Consider the following 18163-nt stretch of genomic DNA (forward strand, 5'->3'; position numbering starts at 1 on the left):
ACTAATCACGCTGGTGACATTTATTGCAGAGCTGCCTCTGATAGCCGCCAAATTCGGCAACGATATTCCTGCCATAGTAGCTGTGCGTTATCTCATTTCCGGTTACGCCGCCGTCACCTTCCTGCGGATGTGAATCGGCAAGGAAAGTAGTCTGAAAATCCCACCTGCCGAGATGCTGAAACGCTGCGGCATGGGCCCTGTGACAAGTCAGGCACATGACATTTGCATTTCCGCCCATGTCAGGCCCCGATGTGCTTGACGGGTCAAGAAGGGTCTTGTCTGTTGTGCCTGATTCAAACGGCACCAACGACAGATAAGCGGTTGCCTTTATGCCGGACACATCTCCGGTTCTTACGTATGAATTATAGTTGGAAATGACAGCGCTGCCCAGTTTTGAGCTGTTGTCTGCAGGGTGTTTGTTGCCGCTACTCAAAAGATCACTGTGACAATTCCCGCACCATTCGGACATGCCGGAGCCGTAGGCCGTGTGATTAGAGTCTGTCTCGGTCCAGTTTTTTGAATTTGCAACAGCAACCGGAGCAGGATAGATAAATGCAACGCCGGCCTGATTGCCGCCGCTATAGCCGGCCCCGCCAAGCAGTCTGAAATTGCCTGCGATCGTCCCGTCAGGCGCTGTTTCTCCATAGGAGCCGGAGATGGAAATTGCGCGGGTGTTGCCGGAATTCCCTGTTGTTGTTCCGTGCGCATTATGACAGCTCGTGCATCCCATTGCGGCTGCGGAATACACGCCTCCCGATGCGGAGGTCATGGCCTGGTCCTCACGCAGGCCGTAATCGGATGCGACAACATTGTGACCGTGGCTGTCTCCATCGCTTTTGTACGGCATATTGTTGACAATGAATGTAAAGGTCTTTTTCAGCCAGTAGAAATCCCCGCCGGGAGTGTATATCGAACCGTCGCCGCTTAACACATTGTACAATTTGCCCTGCCCGGCATGACAGAGCAGGCAGGTGGAGCTTGGGTCTGGACCCCTGAGCATGTACATTCTTGCATTGGCATTCAGGTCTGTGTCATTAATCTGTGCGATCTCAGGATTGTGCTGTATATGACATCCCTCGCAGTAGCCCACTCCGCCTTCGTGAAACGCATAAACAAATCCTGACAGCATAAAAGTGATCAGGGTTGCCGTTATGAAGGCTGATAATATGCTTAGTGCTTTCTTCATTTTTCTTATGACCTCTTGCAAGCACTATATAGAATAAATATCACAAAACAACCGGCTTAACAAGAAGTTTTATATCCGGATATATTATCCGTGCCATTGCCGCTGAAATTTCTTTCTAACATTCTATCGGTATTCGCATCAGTGAACTGAAGAGGCGGCGGCAGGTTTTCAGGATATAAAAAGGCCCGGGGGAGCGACAGAAGGTATTGATAGAAAATGGAGCGAATATTTTATACTACAGGCCTCACAGAATAATTTGTGCCAGCTCCCCGCACCACACGTCATATCCCTTACCGCTCAGATGCACGCCGTCGTCAAGCAAATATTCCTTTACCGGTTTCCCCTGATCATCAATAAAAAGTTTATACAGGTCCAGAAATTCAACACCTGTGTCTTTGGCAAGGGCTTTGATGGAACTGTTTACGCTCCTGATAGATTCATCCGCTATGAAATCTACAAGGACGGGCAGGAGGCTGTGAATAAATGTCCGGGCGTTTGGATAAGCAGAGGACAATTTATTTATTATCTGCCTGTAGGGGCCGAGGAAATCAAAATCCTCCATTGCAACATTGTTGATCCCGGTCATGATGAAAATCAGGTCAGCGTCAGGATGTGTCTCGATTGTCCTCCCTGTCCTTGCAAGCAGTCCTTCTACCGACTCTCCGGCAACGCCGAGGTTTGCAACGTTGTGCCGGGGAAATCTTTTCTGCCAGTCAAAGAATTCTATAAGAGAATGCCCGAGAAAAAGGACGTTCATATCAGAAATAGAAGTGGGCCCCCAGGGCTACGAATTCAATGATATTGTCATGAAACTGCCCGTTGGGGGAATTCCCGTTGTAATACTCCATCATAAACTGCAGTTTGTTCCAGAGGGTCTTCTCACTTTCAAGCTGTACGCCCATGCGCAATGAGGTTTCATTGTGCCAGTTGTTTTCCTGCCTGTTCTTGAAATCAATTCCCGCGACCGGCCTGAACCAGCCGTGTAAATACGCACGGGGGCTTCTGTATTCAAACCCGTATTGCACCGCCCAGCGCTTGAGGTCTTTAGGGTCAGGGCTGAATATATATTCTACGCCCCCGTAAACACGGTACGGTCCTTTAATGTCATACGAAAGTATCGTTTGCACGGCCTCATAACTGAAATTCTCCCTGTCCACATTATTGTGGAGGATAAACTCATCGCCGATATGAGAGCTGTTATGGTAAATACTGAAAAGACCCGACAGGGCGTTACGGCGATAGAAGAATGTGACCCCTCCCCTGTAATCTTCGTTAATAAGGTCCCATGAAGCAGTGTCCAGATCATGGATTATAAAACCGGCGGCCTGAATCGCCACCTGCCACCGTCCGCCGAAAAGCCCGTCATCCGTGTATAAAGGAAGTGTCTCGCCAAAACTCGCCGCAAAGAGATGAGTGAATTCTTTATCATGCAGATAATTTTGATAAGACATGGAGAAATGCGGCCAGCGCGGGTCGGCGATCAACGGGGCGAATAACGTCTCTTTATTATTGGCAGTATGCCTGACAGGCGGCTCCGTTTCCAAAGGTTGCGCGGCAGGCTGAGCTCCGTCCTGTATCATAACCTCTTTAACGCCTTTAATTTTTGATAATGCTGCCGCCACCTTGTCCCTGTCGGCGTTTGTAATATCCTCAGACCTCAAAATAATCGTCCCGTCTCTGACATCAAGGGAGGCAGGGGCCAGGCCGAATTCCCTTTCGAGTACTGCTGAGGCATATCCTTTGATAAAGACGTCGTCAGCGAAAACCGGAGACGCGCTTAATAAAACCAATGCGCAAAAAATGATGACAGCTTGCAGGAAACGACAGTAATTAGTATGCATATCTTTCAGTCCGCCTTTTTACATTAACTTTATAATGAAACTGCACGGCGTTGGCCGGTAAAAAAATTGAAGCCTATTTTAACAAATCCATCAAAAATCTTTCCCCGGGTCAGGCCGCGACCCCGCCCGATATAATGAATGACATGACGTCACCGCTTTCAGCGCATAACGGCGTTACCTGCTCTTTTGATACAATAATAAGGTTCCCCGCAAAGTTGTACGACTGCGGAAGATAGACGGCAACCTTGTCTGTCAAACCCAAATTCTCCAGGCTTTCCCTCGTCATAAAGCCGATGAGCATGATGTTGCTGTGAGGTGAAGGCTGTACCAGCACCGGTTTGTTAAAACTTTTCTTGTCCCCGACAAACGCGTTCGTCAAATCCCTGATGGCCGTGTAGATCATCTTCACGAACGGCAGCCGGGTGAAGGCCTTTTCGAGGGCGCGCACCAGTCTTTTTGTCAGCAGGTTTGAGGAAATAAATCCCACCAAAGTTATCGTTATAACAGTTGCCGCGAAACCGAGCCCCGGTGTCTTGAATTTAAAAATGCTGTCAATCTTCATGAAGACAACATAAATAACATAAAACGTTACTGCCAGCGGGACCAGCACTAAAAGCCCCTCAAGAAAATATCTCGTGATTTTTTTCATATGCGCCCTCCCGGTTCCTTATTCATTTATGTTTGCTTGAAAGTTTCTTCAATGAACCACAGAGTCACGGAGACACGGATATGATCTTCCTCTGTGCCTCTGTGCCTCTGTGTCTCCGTGGTTATTATATTATTTGTCATACTTTACCATAATCTTTTACAATCAATAAGTATGGCAACATTAATTTTAAAAGTGGAGCGTCCCGCATACGGAGGTTTCTTTATCGGCAGGCATGAGGGAAAGGTCGTCATGATAAAAGGCGCCGTCCTGCCGGGAGAAACTGTTGCGGCGGTCATAGAAAATGAAAAGAAGGATTACCTCACTGTGCGTGTCAAAAAAATTATCGGGCCGTCAGAATACAGGATCAAGCCTGCCTGTAAATATTTCGGGAATTGCGGCGGGTGTCATTTGCAGCATGCTCCATACGCCCGGCAGATAGAGTTGAAACAGGAGGTCCTCAGAGACTGTTTAAAGCGGCTGGCAAAGATCGAGAAGGAGCTGTCAGCGCCTATCATTGACGATGCCCCCTGGAATTACAGGCTGCGGGGACAATTTAAAGTATCTCGCGGGGACATCGGTTTCTACAGGGAGAATACAAGAGATGTCGTCGACATAGACAGTTGTCCTTTAATGGATGAAAAGATAAACGGGTTACTCAAAAAAATAAGGCCCGTCCTGAAAGATCTCGACATCAAAGAAATACATATCACCGTTAACGATTTCGCCGTTGCGTTAATAAAACTTCCTGCCCAGATCAAATCTCAACAGGACATAAATAAACTGGCAGGACTTTTCTTAAGCATGGGTTTTCCGGGATTGCTTATAGAGACAGGAGATAATAAAGTGTCCCGGTCCGGCAAGACCTTCATAACCCTGGACCTTGAAGGGCTTAAATACACAATATCTCCTGAGGCATTTTTTCAGAGCCACTGGGGCCTGAACCTGAAGGTCGTTAAATTCATAAAAGACACCCTTCAGCCGTTAAAAGGCAAAAGTATACTGGACCTTTATGCGGGAGCTGGTAATTTCTCAATGCCGCTTGCAGGGGATGCCGGGGTTATTGCAGTCGAGGGGAATCCGCACGCGATAGAGGACGGCAGGAGAAACCAGGAAATCAACAACATAAAGAATTACCGGTTTGTCAATTCCACTGCCGAAGATTTTTATGCGGAGGGGCATTTTGATATCGTGGTCCTTGACCCGCCGAGGACCGGGATTACAAATATTGTCGCTGAAAAAATCCTTTCATTAATGCCTGACAGGATCGTCTACATCTCCTGCAATCCGGCGACCTTTGCGCGGGACCTGAAAAAATTGCAGAATAAATATGATATAGAATTGATCAGGATGATTGACTTTTTTCCGCAGACATTCCATATTGAATCTATTTCATTTCTCAGGTTAAGGTAGAGGCGTAACAATGAAGACAAAGATTTTAGTCATTGAAGACGAAAGAGACATCTCCGAACTTGTTGCGTACAGTCTCGGCAAGGAAGGTTTTGCCGTGTCCGCTTCCGCAAATGGCGAAGATGCCCTGAAAACTGTCCGCAAAGAGAAGTTCGGACTGATCATCCTCGATCTTATGCTGCCCGGCATCCAGGGGATGGAACTCTGCAAAATCCTGAAATCTTCCGTGGAGACGTCTTCGGTCCCGATCATCATGCTGACCGCAAAGAGCGAAGAGCTTGATAAGGTGCTCGGCCTTGAGATGGGTGCGGATGATTACATCACGAAGCCTTTCAGCCCCAGGGAATTAGTTGCCCGCGTCAAGGCGGTACTGAGACGGAGTCATGAAAAAACAGCGGCAGATAAAATAATAAAGGCCGGCGACCTTGAGATCAACACGGACACCTATCAGGTGTCCAGGAGAGGGGACCCGGTCAAACTAAGCGCAACGGAATTTAAACTCCTGCTCTACCTTGTCAAAAGGAAGGGAAAGGTTTTTGACAGGGACATGCTCCTGAACGCCGTATGGAAAGACGAGGCATATGTCGAGCCGAGGACCGTTGACGTCCACATCAGGCGCCTCAGGGAGCAGATAGAAGACGACCCCTCAAACCCGGTGTACATCAGGACGAGAAGGGGCATCGGCTATTACGTGGATGGAGATATATGAAAAGACATATCTTTAGAAGGATATTTTTGCTGTACGCCCTTGTCCTGCTGTTTTCGGTAATCTTTGCTGAACTCTATGTCACAAAGGTTGTGCGCTCCGGTTATATCAATGATCTGAAAGACAGCCTTTTAATTCAGGCAGGGCTTATATCTGAAAATATTTCTTTTGCCACTGAGACCTCACTTGATGATTTTTGCAGGCGGATGAAGGAAAAGACAGGCGCGCGTGTTACTGTCATTGATATCAGCGGAAAAGTCCTCGGTGATTCCGACAATGATTCATCAAAGATGGATAACCATGCCGGCAGGCTGGAAATCCGGCAGGCATTTGCTTCAGACACCGGATGGTCCGTAAGGCACAGCGATACGCTGGAGCATGATTTCCTCTACACCGCAAGAAAGATTATTAAAGAAGGACAGCCTGCGGGTTTTGTCAGGCTCGCCATTCCGCTGAAAGACGTCTATGAATCAGTTAATGCGCTCAGGCTGAAGATCATTTTTGTAGTCATCACGGTATTTTTGCTGTCAGGCATCGCCCTGGCCTGGCAGACATCAAAGATAAGGAGGCTCGTGAACCAGACAACCGAATATGCAGGCGCGATAGCTCACGGTTTCTACAAAAAAAGACTTCACATCGAAGGCGCGGGAGAGTTTACCGAGCTGGCCCACAGCCTCAGTGACATGGCGTCGAAGCTGGAAACAAGCGTCACCCAAAGGGACGAGAAGGCAAACCGCCTGAATGTAATTATTAAAAGCATCCCCGAGGCCCTTTTGCTGATCAATACACGCGGCGTTATCGAGCTCTCAAACAATGCCGCAAGAGAACTTTTCGGGGGACAGAAGCTCGACGGCAAGCCTTTTATCGAGATTGTGAGGAACCCCGGTTTCCTGTCTCTCGTTGATCATGTAAAGCAAAACCGTATTACCGGCTCCTCCGAGCTTATAATTGATTTTCCCGAAGAAAGATATCTGTCCGTCCTCGTGTCGCCGATATCATATACGGTGGGAGAGATAGCGGGTGTCGCGGCCATCTTTCATGACCTGACACGCATAAAGAGGCTTGAGCAGATGAGAAAGGATTTTGTGGCAAACGTCTCGCATGAAATTAAGACCCCGGTAACCGCGATCAAGGGCTTCTCTGAGACGCTTTTGGACGGGGCGCTTTATGACAGGGAAAATGCCGAAAAATTTATCCAGACCATTAAGGCCCAAAGCGAAAGGCTCAACAGGCTCGTGGATGACCTGCTGACCCTTTCAAGAGTGGAACTCGGGGTCATAAAGATGAACAAGACTGAAGTAAATATACCGGAGCTTGTTGATCATGTAATTGAGACTGTTGCAGTACAGGCCGCGGGGAAAAATATTTCCATCAGGAAATCAATCGGGACGGAAAGCAAGATCATCAGCGCGGACAGGGACCGGCTGGAACAGATACTCCTTAACCTTGCCGACAATGCGATAAAGTTTACAGAAAAGGGAGAGATAGAGATCGGCGTCACCCAGGAGGGCGGCAGGAATTATATTTTTGTAAAAGACAGCGGTATCGGCATCCCGAGAAAATATCTCTCAAGGATCGGCGAGCGCTTCTTCCGTGTAGACCCGTCGCGCTCGCGCGAACTCGGCGGCACAGGGCTCGGGCTTGCGATCGTAAAACATCTTGTAAAGGCACACGGCTGGGACATGAAGATAGTGAGTGAAGAAGGCCGGGGCACGACTGTGAAGATTTATGTATGAAGGCATTTATTGCATCCCTTATATTTGTTGTCCTGGCTGAGATGGGTGACAAGACCCAGCTTCTTGCCATGGCCTTTGCCTGCAAATTCAGGTGGCAGACGGTCATGTGGGGCGTGTTTGCGGCGACCGCGGTCAACCATCTTATGGCGGCAGCCGCGGGAAACTACCTTGCGGCTATTGTCCCGATTGAATATATAAAGATCGCGGCCTCAGCGTCTTTCATAATCTTCGGCCTGTGGACCATCAGGGGAGACACTCTGCATGACGAGGACAAGCGCTTCAACTTCAGCCCTTTCTGGACAGTGTCAATCGCCTTTTTTATTGCTGAGATGGGCGATAAGACACAGCTTGCGACTATAGCGCTTGCTATCAAATATAACAATATTTTTAACGTATGGATGGGTACAACAACCGGAATGCTCATCGCGGACGCGATCGGCATAGTCATCGGCATAGTTATGGGCAAGCATATACCCGAAAGGTTTATAAAATGGTTTGCTGCGCTTATCTTTATGGCCTTTGGCGTCTACGGCCTGTATGAAAATCTTCCAAGGGAAATCTGGAGCCTGCCGGTAATTGCGGGAAGTCTCTGCGTTCTCGCTGTATCAATATATCTGATAGCGCGGTCAAATGTGAAAAAGGGCTCTCCCTTCCCTGTCTGTGAAAATAGAAAATAATTGCCCAAAGAACAGTGGATGGGCCTCTTATTTTTACCACTCTCATTTTATGTTCAGTCCGCCGTCCGAACTTCTTCAAAAATTAACATCCCCTTAATATTGCCGTAACATTTTCCTGATATGCTTGGATAGTGGAAAGGAGGAAAGCATGAACACACTTACGATGAACATAAATGAAGTCACTGAGGCATCGTGTCCATACGGCGACATAATTGCTGATGTCTGCAACGCCTCACTATCGTCAATGAAGCTGGGGCTGATAGCAGGTCTCAAATACTGCACCAGCGAAGATTATGACGGATGCCCCATATTCCTGGCCAAGATCATAAGGAAAAGGTGATTGAAATGTGCAAAAGATTTAAAGGGCGTGTTGAAGGGGAGGTGATAAAATTTCTTTAACTAAATTTTAATCCATTTGTAACATTATTGTAACAATCAAAGCATATACTAAATAGCATAAAAAGGAGATAATATGAAAACCATTTTGAAATTAACATTGATCGCGGCATTTGTTTTGTCATCCGCGTATGCGCATGCTGCGGAAACACTCAACGGCGCGGGCGCTACTTTCCCGTTTCCCGTGTATTCGGCATGGGCGTATGAGTACAACAAGATAACCGGCGTTCAGCTTAACTATCAGTCCATCGGCTCAGGCGGAGGGGTAAGGCAGGTTACGGAGCGCACAGTTGATTTCGGCGCGTCGGATGATCCCTCCAGGCCCGAACAGGTCCAGAAGGACGGGTTATTGCAGTTTCCCGCGGTCATCGGCGGCGTTGTGCCGGTAGTAAACCTCGAAAGCGTACAGCCGGGGCAACTGAAGCTCGATCCTGAATCGCTGTGCGGGATATTCCTCGGTGATATCAAATACTGGGATGACGCCAAAGTGAAGAAAATGAATCCTGACGTAAAACTCCCGCATAATGAAATTACGGTTGTCTACCGCTCTGACGGCTCAGGCACAACTGCCATATATACAAATTATCTCAGTGAGACCTGTCCCGCATGGAAAGAAAAGGCCGGCGCAGGCAAGGCCGTGAAATTCCCCGCGGGCATCGGCGGAAAGGGAAATGAAGGAGTCGCCAATTACGTAAAGAGAACAGCCAACTCCATCGGATATGTCGAGTTCGCGTATGCGAAACAGAACAAGCTCAACTTTACACAGCTTAAAAACTCTGCCGGGAATTTTGTCGCGCCCGGCTTTGAGAGCTTTGAGGACGCTGCCGCGTCAGGAGATTTTGACGCGAAGAAGGATTTTTGTCTCTGGCTTACGAACGCGCCGGGCAAAGGCGCATGGCCGATCGCAGGGGCGACCTTCATTCTCCTTGCAAAGGAAAAGACGGATGTAAACAGGAATGTTGTGAAATTTTTTGACTGGGCTTTTAAAAACGGAGATGCAAAGGCGAAAGAGCTCGTGTATGTTCCCCTGCCTGCATCCCTAAAGGACAAGATCAGGGCCTACTGGAAGGCAAAAGGGATTTATTAACAAAGAGCAATCAGCAATCGGCGGTCAGCTTTCAGCAAAAACTGATTGCTGACCGCTGAAAGCTGATCGCTGATTGCTGAACCTAAGGATTGCTATGCCGTTACAATACAAAAAAAATCCCGTTGACTTTATCTTCTCTGCAACTACCGCAGCCGCATCCTTTTCGGTGATCATTTTCATAATCGGGATATTGTACGTGCTTGTCACCGAATCCTCTTTGGCTATAGGAAAATTCGGCATCGTAAATTTCCTTACCTCAACAGACTGGGACCCTGTCAAAGAATCCTTCGGCGCATTGACAAATATTTACGGGACTGTTATCACGACGTTTCTTTCCCTGCTGATCGCAATACCTGTCGCCCTCGGCATCGCGATATTTGTCACGGAAATAGCGCCCAATTTTCTTAAAGGGCCCATTGGCGCGGCCATCGAGCTTCTGGCTGCCATACCGAGCATCATCTACGGCATGTGGGGACTCTTCACCCTCTCGCCGATCATGAGCAAATATGTTGAACCTTTCCTGAAAGAAATTACTGCCGGGGTGCCGTTCGTCAATGTCCTTTTTCAGGGCACTCCGATGGGGATTGATATTTTAACAGCAAGCGTCATCCTGAGCATCATGATAGTCCCTTTCACCGCCAGCATCTCCAGGGACTCTTTTAATCTCACTCCCGCGATAGTGAAAGAATCCGCTTACGCCATCGGCGCGACAAAGTGGGAAGTCATAAAGAATGTCGTCATCCCGTATTCAAAGCTCGGAGTATTCGGCGGAATTGTCCTTTCCCTCGGAAGGGCCATCGGGGAGACCATGGCCGTGGCCTTTGTCCTCGGCAACAACCACAAGATCGCTACATCGCTCCTCGACGCTGCGGCAACCATTACCGTTACGCTCGCCAATGAGTTTGCCGAGGCTGACAAGGACATTTACCTCTCGTCTCTTTTTTACCTTGCGCTTGTGCTCTTTGTAATGAGCTTTATCACCCTTGCAATAGCAAAATTTTTTCTCATTAAGGCGGAGAAGAAATACTCACGATGACAAGAGAGAAGAAAAGAAAGATAGAAGGATTTATCGCAATGGCACTAAGCACTCTTGCCGCGCTCATGGGGCTGTTCTGGCTGGTCTTCATTTTAGGTGATGTGCTTGTGCATGGAATAAAGGCATTGGACCTGAGTTTGTTTTCCAATGATCCTGCCCCGGCAGGCGTTGAAGGAGGCGGACTGAGGAACGCCTTTGTCGGGCAGTTAATGATAACCATATGCGCAACATTGATAGGTGTTCCCGTAGGCGTTCTCGGCGGGACATTCCTTGCGGAGTATGCGCGGGGCAGAAAGCTGTCAAGGGTGATCAGCATACTCTCCGACATTATGGTAAGTGTTCCGTCTATTGTGATCGGGACATTTATTTATGCCGTTTTCGTAAAACCGCTCGGCCATTTCAGCGGGTGGGCAGGCGCAATCGCGCTGGCGATCATAATGGTCCCCGTTGTGCTGAGAACAACCGAGGACATGCTCACCCTCGTGCCGTGGACCCTGAGAGAAGCGGCCTTCGCCCTCGGAGCGCCGTATTATAAAGTGATCATCCAGGTCGTCTACAGGGGGGCGTCCGCGGGCATACTTACCGGGATACTCCTTTCGATTGCCCGTGTCGCGGGTGAGACAGCACCGCTTCTGTTTACGTCATTTAATAATTCGTTTTTCTCTGTTGATATGAACAGGCCCGTCGCTTCGCTCACGGTGACGATCTTCCAGTACGCGATGGGGCCTTATGACAGTTGGCATACACAGGCATGGGCCGCGTCTCTGGTGATAACAATATCTATCCTGACGCTGACGGTCATCGGCAGGCTATTGATCAAAGGGAGGCACTTCAAGGGATGAATGAACTTACAGAGTTTGAAGTAAAAGGACTCAATTTCTATTATTCGGGAAACGTTCACGCCCTGAAAGATATCGGCCTGCCGGTTTATAAAAATCAAGTCACCGCGCTCATCGGGCCGTCCGGCTGCGGGAAGACCACGCTCCTCAGATGCTTTAACCGAATGCATGACCTGTATCCGGGGAATAAATACGCAGGGGAGATCCTGTTTAAGGGCAATAATATTTTATCGGAAGATGTTGACCTGATCGATCTCAGGAGCCGCATCGGGATGGTGTTTCAGAAACCCACCCCTTTTCCCATGAGCATTTTCGACAATATCGCTTACGGGCTGAGGCTGAAAGGCATAAAGAAAATATCAGACCTTTCGGAAAGGGTGGAGCGGGCGCTTAATCACGCGGCGCTCTGGGATGAAGTTAAAGACAAGCTCCATGCAAACGCTTATGAACTGTCCGGCGGGCAGCAGCAGAGACTTGTTATTGCGCGCGCGCTCGCAGTGGAACCGGAGGTCCTGCTCTTTGATGAGCCGACATCCGCCCTCGACCCGATATCCACGGCAAAGATTGAAGACCTTATCTCAAATCTGGAGAAAGAGGTCACGATCATTATTGTCACACACAACATGCAGCAGGCCGCGAGGATCTCCGACTGGACGGGCTTTATGATGTTAGGTGATTTGATAGAATTTGATCGAACTGATAGAATTTTTACTAACCCTTCACAAAAACTCACTGAAGAATATATAACCGGGAGGTTCGGATAATGACTGTAAGAAGCGAGGAACTGATTCACCTCAAGGAGATGCTGCTGAAGATGGCGGCGCTTGTCGAATCCGCAATACAAAACTCCGTGCAATCACTTGTTGAGAGGGATTCGGACCTGGCCGGCCGTGTCATAGAAGGCGATAAGGCCATAAATACATTTGATGTCAAGATAGACGAAGAATGCGTAAGGCTGCTTGCCCTGAAACAGCCTATGGGCAAGGACCTGCGGTTCATCACGACCGCAATGAAGATCACTTCTGATCTCGAAAGGATCGGAGACAACGCGGTAAATATCGCCGAGAGGGCGCTTGAATTAAACGAAGAGCCCCTCCTGAAACCCTATATAGATATCCCCAGGATGAGCAGGATAGCGCAGGGCATGGTGCGTGATACGATCAATGCCTTTATCAATGAGGAGCTGCGCCTCGCAAGGGACGTGATCATCCGGGATGATGAAGTCGACGACCTCAACGAGATGGTCTGGAAGGAGCTGATGTTCATCATGACCCAGGACCCTTATACGGTGTCCAGGGCGGTGAAAATAAGTTATGTCTCAAAATATCTGGAGAGGATCGCCGACCACGCGACCAACATCGCGGAGATGGTCATCTACCTGGTTGAGGGGAAAATCATCCGGCATATGCTGCCGGGCCAGATTTAGCCGGCTTCATCATTCGCATGTTTTTTTATCCTGCCGGAACAGTTTCCTTTTTTCCGTATCTCATGTCAGGTTCAGGCTCTGCTCCGAGGGCGTCGAGCACGCGGTTTGAGAAATTGAAGTAGCTGATCAGATGGACTGCGTCGAGAATGGCCTCGTCTGAAAAGCCTTTTGAGCGAAGGGAGTCGATGTCACCATTACTCATCCCCTTTATATTCAGTGTCAGCTTGGCCGCGTAATCGAGGAGTGTCTTTGTTGCCGGGTCAAAATCGACCTGCGTATAGTCTTCCTGTATTCTGATTACTTTTTCCTGGTCGTGGACCTCATCAAGGAGGTCCTGCTCGTGGCTTTCCATTCAATAATAACAGCCGTTGAGCTTTGAGACCACGGTTGCGATAAGCACGCGCTGCAGCCTGCTCAATCCTCCGGGCTTGTCCATCAGGTGACGGTAAAACTTCCGCCCTATTGCTATGGCCTCAGCGTTGAGGCTCTGAATCTTTACAAGATTGATCACATGTCCGAATTTCGCGCGGGTCTGCTCGTAGATCTCAGCCAATAACCCGTCGGCCTCGTTGTCAGGAACTGTTTTGATCCAACTCATATTTACCTCCCCTAATATTTGATTTATAAAGTGTATATCGGCAAAAGCGAGTGTTTTCTTGAACCATAGAGCAATAGTGCGAATGTATTTGATAGTCAGTTGACTTTTGCACTTCTTATAAGGCGCGAATACGTATTGCAATCCACACCAGCAATCTTTTAGGATTACACCTATGGATGAACAAACTCTCCGCGTGCTTGAATTCGACAAGGTCCTTGAAATGGCCGCGGCCTTTGCCGTCACGGTCCCGGGGAGGGTTGTGGTCCGGAAAATCAGCCCACTCAAAAAGGCCGAAGATATAAGGCGGCAGATCGACCTTGTTTCAGAGTGCCGGAGATTTCTGTCCGAGGGACGGGCCATGGGCATAGAGCATTTTGATGACCTGTCCCCGCTGTTTCAGAGGGTCAGGCCCGCGGATGCCATGCTTGAGCCTGTGGAGATAAGGGCCTTTCTTCCCCTTCTCTATTCCTCATTCAATCTTAAGATACTGAGCGAAGACCCCTCATGTCCCGGCCTGGGCGAGATAGTTTCTCTTCTTGCCACTCACCCGCATATCAGGAAGGCGATAGAAGGCGCGATCGACCTTGAAGGGAAGATACGCGATAGCGCATCGCCGGAACTCTCTCATATAAGAAAAGGGCTCAAGTCCTGCGAGATCAAGATCAAAAACACACTTGAGGGTATTCTGAAGCAGAAGGAAATGGAAACTTATCTGCAGGATTTTTATGTGACCGAGAGGAACAAGAGATGGGTCATCCCTGTGAAACGTGATTTCAAAAGCAATGTCCCGGGGGTTGTGCACGACATTTCAAACACAGGCGAGACGGTCTTTGTGGAGCCGTACCCTGTCCAGCAGCTTGGCAATGAGCTTGAATCTCTAAGGGCCGAGGAGAAGCTTGAGGAGTACAGGATCCTCAGGAGCCTTGCGTCTCTTATAAGAGCACACCTTCATGAAATTGAAAGCGACTATCGCATTGTCGCGCAGGTTGACTCCCTTCAGGCCATGGCGGTATTTTCAGGGCAGATGGACATGTCCCCGCCAGAAATAAATGAGAAGGGTTATATGAATATCATCAGGGGACAGCACCCTCTTCTGTGGAAGAGATTGAAAAAGGAAAACCGCGAAGGCGCCCTTGTGCCGCTTGATATTGACCTGGGCAGAGGGCATTCATGCATGGTCATTACCGGCTCGAACGCGGGCGGCAAGACAGTGTCCCTCAAGACCATCGGTGTGCTGAACCTCATGGCGCTTTCAGGGATGCACATTCCCGCAGGCTCGGGCACAACAGTGCCTTTACTGAATAATGTCCTTGCAGACATCGGCGATGAACAATCCATCGAGCAGAACCTCTCTACATTCTCCGCGCACATCAAACGCATCTCGGAGATCATCAGGCAAAGCAGCGCCCGGACGCTGATCGTCATTGATGAGCTCGGAACAGGCACAGACCCTGAGCAGGGAGGGGCCCTGTCATGCGCGGTTTTAAGAAAAATGAAACAGCTCGGCGCGCTCATTCTTGTGTCCACGCATCTTGGGATGCTAAAGGCCTTTGCCCATTCCGAACCGGGGATGATAAACAGCGCGATGGAGATGGAGGAAGTTACCGTCAACGGAGTTTCAACCTACAGACCTACTTATAAACTTATCATCGGCGAGCCCGGCACTTCACACGCCTTTGAGATTGCGGAATCGCTTGGACTCAATGCGGACGTCATCAGTGAGGCGAGGGACTTTGTAAAGGATGAAGGCGGGCGGATCGAGCCGCTTATCACGGAGCTGAAACACAAGACAAGAGAACTCGATAACAGGCTGAAAGAGACTGAGGGACTGAAGCAGGAGGCTGAGCGTCTGCGGTCCAATCTGAAAGAAGAGATTACGCGGCTCAAGGCAGCGGAAAAAGAGACGATGGCAAAGGCCCTTAGTGAATCTGAAGAAGTTATCAGGCAGGCAAAAAAAGAGGCGCGGGACATTATCGACATCCTGAAACGGGCAAGCCTCTCAGAGGCCAGAGAGCTCGCAAAGGGACTCGATAAAAAGCTTGAGGAAGTTATAACCATCCGGAAACAGTTTGCACCCGAAAAGATTAATCTTCTGAAGGAAGTGAAGGAAGGACAGCGCGCATTCGTGATCACTCTTAAAAAACATGGCATCATTCAATCAGTAAATGAAAAGACACAGAAATGCCGCGTGCTGATCGAGGGAAAAGAGTTTACGGTTTCGATGAAGGACCTCTCATCGCCGGTTACGGATATAGCAGAGAAACAATCGCCTGCCCGTAAGGGCGAACGGCCGTTCGCCCCTGCGGAGACCGGCGATGCTAATATTCCGCATGAAATAAAAGTCATCGGCCAGCGCGTGGACCCCGCGCTTTCACTCATCGAGCGTTTTCTCAATGATGCTTCAATGGCGGGAATGACGCAGGTGAAAATTATTCACGGGATCGGCACAGGCATCCTCGCCCGCGCGATACGTGATTATCTCAAAGACCATCCGCTTGTCGAGAGTTTCAGGAAAGGAAATGAAGACGAAGGCGGCGAGGCCGTGACTGTTGTGGTGCTGTAAGAAAGGGGAGAGGCGCGCATTCGGCTTTGAAATTTTTATTTTTTTCTTGAAAATAAGGACCTGGCTTGTATATGATAACGTATAGGCACAGAATTAAAAGCAAATGTCCCTCCTGAAAAAAGATAGTATAATTTAAGAAGATATAAAAGAAGCCGTTAAGAGAAGAGATAGTTTATCTGGAATAGAGATGATAACAAGATTATCAGACATAAATTGTTCCCGCTTTGATGTTAATTTATTTACCGATCTAAAATACTTCAATGTTGATAAGTTCTTAAAAGATAATCCTCTGCGCAAGGAAGGGACAAAGAAGAATTTTGTAGAAGGAAAATTGAGATTCGGAAAAGTAATAGTTTTGGAAAAGGCAGACTACCATATTCATCTTGGTGTTAATATTTTGCCGACTAAATCTTCTAAGAAAGTAATAATTGACCTGGAATTTTGTTTAAATAAAGTTCATGGTAAATCAAAAACAGGAAAAATAAAAAAGCTTACTAAGGGATCTTATTTCGAATCTCTTGAGGGCTTTGTTCAATGGCTAAGGTCGTATTTCACTGAATCATTAAAAGTTGAAAGTAAAAGCTTCATAATATTTAATTTTAAGAAAGACAAATATAAGCCTTTACTTGAGCTACCATTTAAGATAACTGTTCCAACAATAGAAGAAGTAGAATTAGGAGATGTCAGTATAAGCGGGGTATTTTTAGATTTTAAAAATGCGAAGTTCGGCGTTGACAATGTTATCATTAGTCTTCATAAAGAAGGGCTTGTTGTAACTATTGTGAATTCCGTTAAACCTTTTGATGAACATTATTTTGCTAATACATTAGAATCCAGCTCCAAGTTTGTTAAAATATTCATTAGAGAGTCAGAAAACAATGGAACTATTTAAGGTCATTGAAGATATACGCTGCAAGAAAGATCCCCTGTGTGATAAGACGGCTGATTTCATAGAAGAATATTCTAAAGTAGAGTTTCAAAAAAGAAAGATTGAACGAACATTGGAAGAAGCTAATACTACCTTAATATTAAAAGACCGTGAAATTGAATCGTTGAGAAAAATATTTTACGATAAATTTAATACGGAATTTAAAGAGGCCATCCAAGAAATCGCAAAGGAACAGGAAATAAAAAGATTACGACAGCAAGTCAACGAATTGTTGGAATTTAAAAAGAGCTATGAACCGATCCTTAAAGACATTGAAAGAGAATTCCAAATTGCAAAAGAGATTCAAAGTGAAATAGAGGGATTAGAAACTAAAAAAGAACAAGTCGCAGATATTCAATCGTTTATTAAGAAACATTTCCAAATATCCGAAGAAGATTATGAGCAGATAGCTGATTGGTAAATGCCAGCCACTTCAATAACATATTCATCAGCAGTTTCAAAGAGTCTCAAAGTTGAGAGTATATATCTTGACACAAGTTTTATTTATGATGTACTTATAAGCATATCTACTCCCCATTTTTCGAAACCACAAATTAAACCAACTAAAATCTTTTATGATTATTTATCTAATAATAATATAGAAATGTGGACATCTTATCTCGCTGTTCAAGAACTTATGTTCAAGCAATTTAATATAGAACTACTTAAAGAGATTCGTAATTTTGAAAAAGGAAATGGGTTGCCGCCAAATAGTTTGAATTATAATCTCTTTAAACGAAATCACAAAAAAGATTTCCAAAATATTTATAAAAAACACAAGCAAATATTTGAAAATACTTTTAGGGCTGTAATTAGTCTTAAGATAAAAATAAAAATTCCAAAAGATTATCCTATCGTCCATTCATCATCAAAAGGTGAAAGGATTGTCAGATATGCGAAATGTCTCTTAGATAAGTATTTTTTGGAAGTTGCTGATGCTTTTCATAGAGACTGTCTCACTAACTGTGTAAGTTCAATTTTCACTGTATCCTATCCTCAAACAATATAGCGATTTGAGAATAGACTTGAGACCATCCTCTGAGAGGCATGGTCCATTTTTTATCGAGTTCCAGTGCTGCCATATATAG

20 protein-coding genes are annotated in these 18163 nt (G+C 47.1%); 14 read left to right on the forward strand and 6 right to left on the reverse strand.

The window, feature by feature from the left end; genetic code table 11:
* Position 1: 1 nt before the first annotated feature.
* The 4 genes from HZB61_12640 to HZB61_12655 all read right to left on the reverse strand — a co-directional run bounded on the left by HZB61_12640 (position 2) and on the right by HZB61_12655 (position 3676).
* Positions 2-1186, reverse strand: coding sequence for a cytochrome C (locus HZB61_12640; GenBank protein MBI5057452.1), 1185 nt, complete (start codon positions 1184-1186; stop codon positions 2-4).
* A 244-nt stretch (positions 1187-1430) separates the two neighbouring features.
* Positions 1431-1943 carry a GDSL family lipase gene (locus tag HZB61_12645; protein ID MBI5057453.1) on the reverse strand — a complete coding sequence of 171 codons (513 nt, stop codon included), beginning with the start codon at positions 1941-1943 and terminating at the stop codon, positions 1431-1433.
* 1 nt (position 1944) lies between these two features.
* The gene (locus HZB61_12650; GenBank protein ID MBI5057454.1) at positions 1945-3027 is read right to left on the reverse strand and encodes a DUF1207 domain-containing protein; all 1083 of its coding nucleotides are present in this window, start codon (positions 3025-3027) and stop codon (positions 1945-1947) included.
* 109 nt (positions 3028-3136) lie between these two features.
* Complete coding sequence (locus HZB61_12655; GenBank protein MBI5057455.1) at positions 3137-3676, reverse strand: DUF502 domain-containing protein; 540 nt, start codon at positions 3674-3676, stop codon at positions 3137-3139.
* A 171-nt stretch (positions 3677-3847) separates the two neighbouring features.
* Here HZB61_12655 and HZB61_12660 point away from each other — a divergent pair, with 171 nt between their 5' ends.
* From HZB61_12660 to phoU, 10 genes are all read left to right on the forward strand, one after another.
* Positions 3848-5086, forward strand: a complete 1239-nt coding sequence (locus HZB61_12660; protein MBI5057456.1) for a class I SAM-dependent RNA methyltransferase — start codon at positions 3848-3850, stop codon at positions 5084-5086.
* A 10-nt stretch (positions 5087-5096) separates the two neighbouring features.
* The gene (locus HZB61_12665; protein MBI5057457.1) at positions 5097-5792 is read left to right on the forward strand and encodes a response regulator transcription factor; all 696 of its coding nucleotides are present in this window, start codon (positions 5097-5099) and stop codon (positions 5790-5792) included.
* Positions 5789-7525 carry a PAS domain S-box protein gene (locus HZB61_12670; protein MBI5057458.1) on the forward strand — a complete coding sequence of 579 codons (1737 nt, stop codon included), beginning with the start codon at positions 5789-5791 and terminating at the stop codon, positions 7523-7525. Before HZB61_12665 ends, HZB61_12670 begins: the two co-directional genes overlap by 4 nt.
* On the forward strand, positions 7522-8202 hold the full coding sequence (locus HZB61_12675; protein ID MBI5057459.1) for a TMEM165/GDT1 family protein: 681 nt from the start codon (positions 7522-7524) through the stop codon (positions 8200-8202). The genes HZB61_12670 and HZB61_12675 overlap by 4 nt, the downstream gene beginning before the upstream one ends.
* Before the next feature lie 148 nt (positions 8203-8350).
* Positions 8351-8542 carry a hypothetical protein gene (locus HZB61_12680; protein ID MBI5057460.1) on the forward strand — a complete coding sequence of 64 codons (192 nt, stop codon included), beginning with the start codon at positions 8351-8353 and terminating at the stop codon, positions 8540-8542.
* 132 nt (positions 8543-8674) lie between these two features.
* A complete protein-coding gene (gene pstS / locus HZB61_12685; protein ID MBI5057461.1) occupies positions 8675-9685 on the forward strand; it encodes a phosphate ABC transporter substrate-binding protein PstS in 1011 nt (336 codons plus the stop codon).
* A 94-nt stretch (positions 9686-9779) separates the two neighbouring features.
* Positions 9780-10721 (forward strand): phosphate ABC transporter permease subunit PstC, encoded by a 942-nt coding sequence (pstC, locus tag HZB61_12690; GenBank protein MBI5057462.1) that lies wholly within the window; start codon positions 9780-9782, stop codon positions 10719-10721.
* Positions 10718-11563: a phosphate ABC transporter permease PstA gene (pstA, locus tag HZB61_12695; protein ID MBI5057463.1), complete on the forward strand. Its 846-nt coding sequence runs from the start codon at positions 10718-10720 to the stop codon at positions 11561-11563. Before pstC ends, pstA begins: the two co-directional genes overlap by 4 nt.
* Positions 11560-12324: a phosphate ABC transporter ATP-binding protein PstB gene (pstB, locus tag HZB61_12700; GenBank protein MBI5057464.1), complete on the forward strand. Its 765-nt coding sequence runs from the start codon at positions 11560-11562 to the stop codon at positions 12322-12324. The genes pstA and pstB overlap by 4 nt, the downstream gene beginning before the upstream one ends.
* Positions 12324-12986, forward strand: a complete 663-nt coding sequence (gene phoU / locus HZB61_12705) for a phosphate signaling complex protein PhoU (GenBank protein ID MBI5057465.1) — start codon at positions 12324-12326, stop codon at positions 12984-12986. The genes pstB and phoU overlap by 1 nt, the downstream gene beginning before the upstream one ends.
* A gap of 25 nt (positions 12987-13011) precedes the next feature.
* Here the strand turns inward: phoU and HZB61_12710 are convergent, their stop codons facing one another.
* Both HZB61_12710 and HZB61_12715 read right to left on the reverse strand, forming a co-directional pair.
* Positions 13012-13338 (reverse strand): hypothetical protein, encoded by a 327-nt coding sequence (locus HZB61_12710; protein MBI5057466.1) that lies wholly within the window; start codon positions 13336-13338, stop codon positions 13012-13014.
* The gene (locus tag HZB61_12715) at positions 13339-13584 is read right to left on the reverse strand and encodes a peroxidase (GenBank protein ID MBI5057467.1); all 246 of its coding nucleotides are present in this window, start codon (positions 13582-13584) and stop codon (positions 13339-13341) included.
* Positions 13585-13756: 172 nt separating this feature from the next.
* On the opposite strand from HZB61_12715, the gene HZB61_12720 reads away from it, so the two are divergent.
* The 4 genes from HZB61_12720 to HZB61_12735 all read left to right on the forward strand — a co-directional run bounded on the left by HZB61_12720 (position 13757) and on the right by HZB61_12735 (position 18084).
* On the forward strand, positions 13757-16147 hold the full coding sequence (locus tag HZB61_12720) for an endonuclease MutS2 (protein ID MBI5057468.1): 2391 nt from the start codon (positions 13757-13759) through the stop codon (positions 16145-16147).
* 187 nt (positions 16148-16334) lie between these two features.
* The gene (locus HZB61_12725) at positions 16335-17039 is read left to right on the forward strand and encodes a hypothetical protein (protein ID MBI5057469.1); all 705 of its coding nucleotides are present in this window, start codon (positions 16335-16337) and stop codon (positions 17037-17039) included.
* Positions 17026-17496, forward strand: coding sequence for a hypothetical protein (locus HZB61_12730; protein MBI5057470.1), 471 nt, complete (start codon positions 17026-17028; stop codon positions 17494-17496). Before HZB61_12725 ends, HZB61_12730 begins: the two co-directional genes overlap by 14 nt.
* Positions 17497-18084, forward strand: coding sequence for a hypothetical protein (locus HZB61_12735; GenBank protein ID MBI5057471.1), 588 nt, complete (start codon positions 17497-17499; stop codon positions 18082-18084).
* The last annotated feature ends 79 nt before the right edge of the window (positions 18085-18163 follow it).

It is taken from the genome of Nitrospirota bacterium (assembly GCA_016214845.1).
Taxonomy (GTDB): Bacteria; Nitrospirota; Thermodesulfovibrionia; order UBA6902; family UBA6902; genus SURF-23.

Bases quoted from the DNA above. Each gene is read 5' to 3' on its own strand.
- HZB61_12725 (MBI5057469.1), top strand. From the start codon at position 16,335: ATGATAACAAGATTATCAGACATAAATTGTTCCCGCTTTGATGTTAAT.
- HZB61_12720 (MBI5057468.1), top strand. From the start codon at position 13,757: ATGGATGAACAAACTCTCCGCGTGCTTGAATTCGACAAGGTCCTTGAA.
- pstB (MBI5057464.1), top strand. From the start codon at position 11,560: ATGAATGAACTTACAGAGTTTGAAGTAAAAGGACTCAATTTCTATTAT.
- HZB61_12670 (MBI5057458.1), top strand. From the start codon at position 5,789: ATGAAAAGACATATCTTTAGAAGGATATTTTTGCTGTACGCCCTTGTC.
- pstA (MBI5057463.1), top strand. From the start codon at position 10,718: ATGACAAGAGAGAAGAAAAGAAAGATAGAAGGATTTATCGCAATGGCA.
- HZB61_12715 (MBI5057467.1), bottom strand. From the start codon at position 13,584: ATGAGTTGGATCAAAACAGTTCCTGACAACGAGGCCGACGGGTTATTG.
- pstC (MBI5057462.1), top strand. From the start codon at position 9,780: ATGCCGTTACAATACAAAAAAAATCCCGTTGACTTTATCTTCTCTGCA.
- HZB61_12680 (MBI5057460.1), top strand. From the start codon at position 8,351: ATGAACACACTTACGATGAACATAAATGAAGTCACTGAGGCATCGTGT.
- HZB61_12665 (MBI5057457.1), top strand. From the start codon at position 5,097: ATGAAGACAAAGATTTTAGTCATTGAAGACGAAAGAGACATCTCCGAA.
- HZB61_12645 (MBI5057453.1), bottom strand. From the start codon at position 1,943: ATGAACGTCCTTTTTCTCGGGCATTCTCTTATAGAATTCTTTGACTGG.
- HZB61_12730 (MBI5057470.1), top strand. From the start codon at position 17,026: ATGGAACTATTTAAGGTCATTGAAGATATACGCTGCAAGAAAGATCCC.
- pstS (MBI5057461.1), top strand. From the start codon at position 8,675: ATGAAAACCATTTTGAAATTAACATTGATCGCGGCATTTGTTTTGTCA.
- HZB61_12650 (MBI5057454.1), bottom strand. From the start codon at position 3,027: ATGCATACTAATTACTGTCGTTTCCTGCAAGCTGTCATCATTTTTTGC.
- HZB61_12710 (MBI5057466.1), bottom strand. From the start codon at position 13,338: ATGGAAAGCCACGAGCAGGACCTCCTTGATGAGGTCCACGACCAGGAA.
- HZB61_12655 (MBI5057455.1), bottom strand. From the start codon at position 3,676: ATGAAAAAAATCACGAGATATTTTCTTGAGGGGCTTTTAGTGCTGGTC.
- HZB61_12660 (MBI5057456.1), top strand. From the start codon at position 3,848: ATGGCAACATTAATTTTAAAAGTGGAGCGTCCCGCATACGGAGGTTTC.
- phoU (MBI5057465.1), top strand. From the start codon at position 12,324: ATGACTGTAAGAAGCGAGGAACTGATTCACCTCAAGGAGATGCTGCTG.
- HZB61_12735 (MBI5057471.1), top strand. From the start codon at position 17,497: ATGCCAGCCACTTCAATAACATATTCATCAGCAGTTTCAAAGAGTCTC.
- HZB61_12640 (MBI5057452.1), bottom strand. From the start codon at position 1,186: ATGAAGAAAGCACTAAGCATATTATCAGCCTTCATAACGGCAACCCTG.
- HZB61_12675 (MBI5057459.1), top strand. From the start codon at position 7,522: ATGAAGGCATTTATTGCATCCCTTATATTTGTTGTCCTGGCTGAGATG.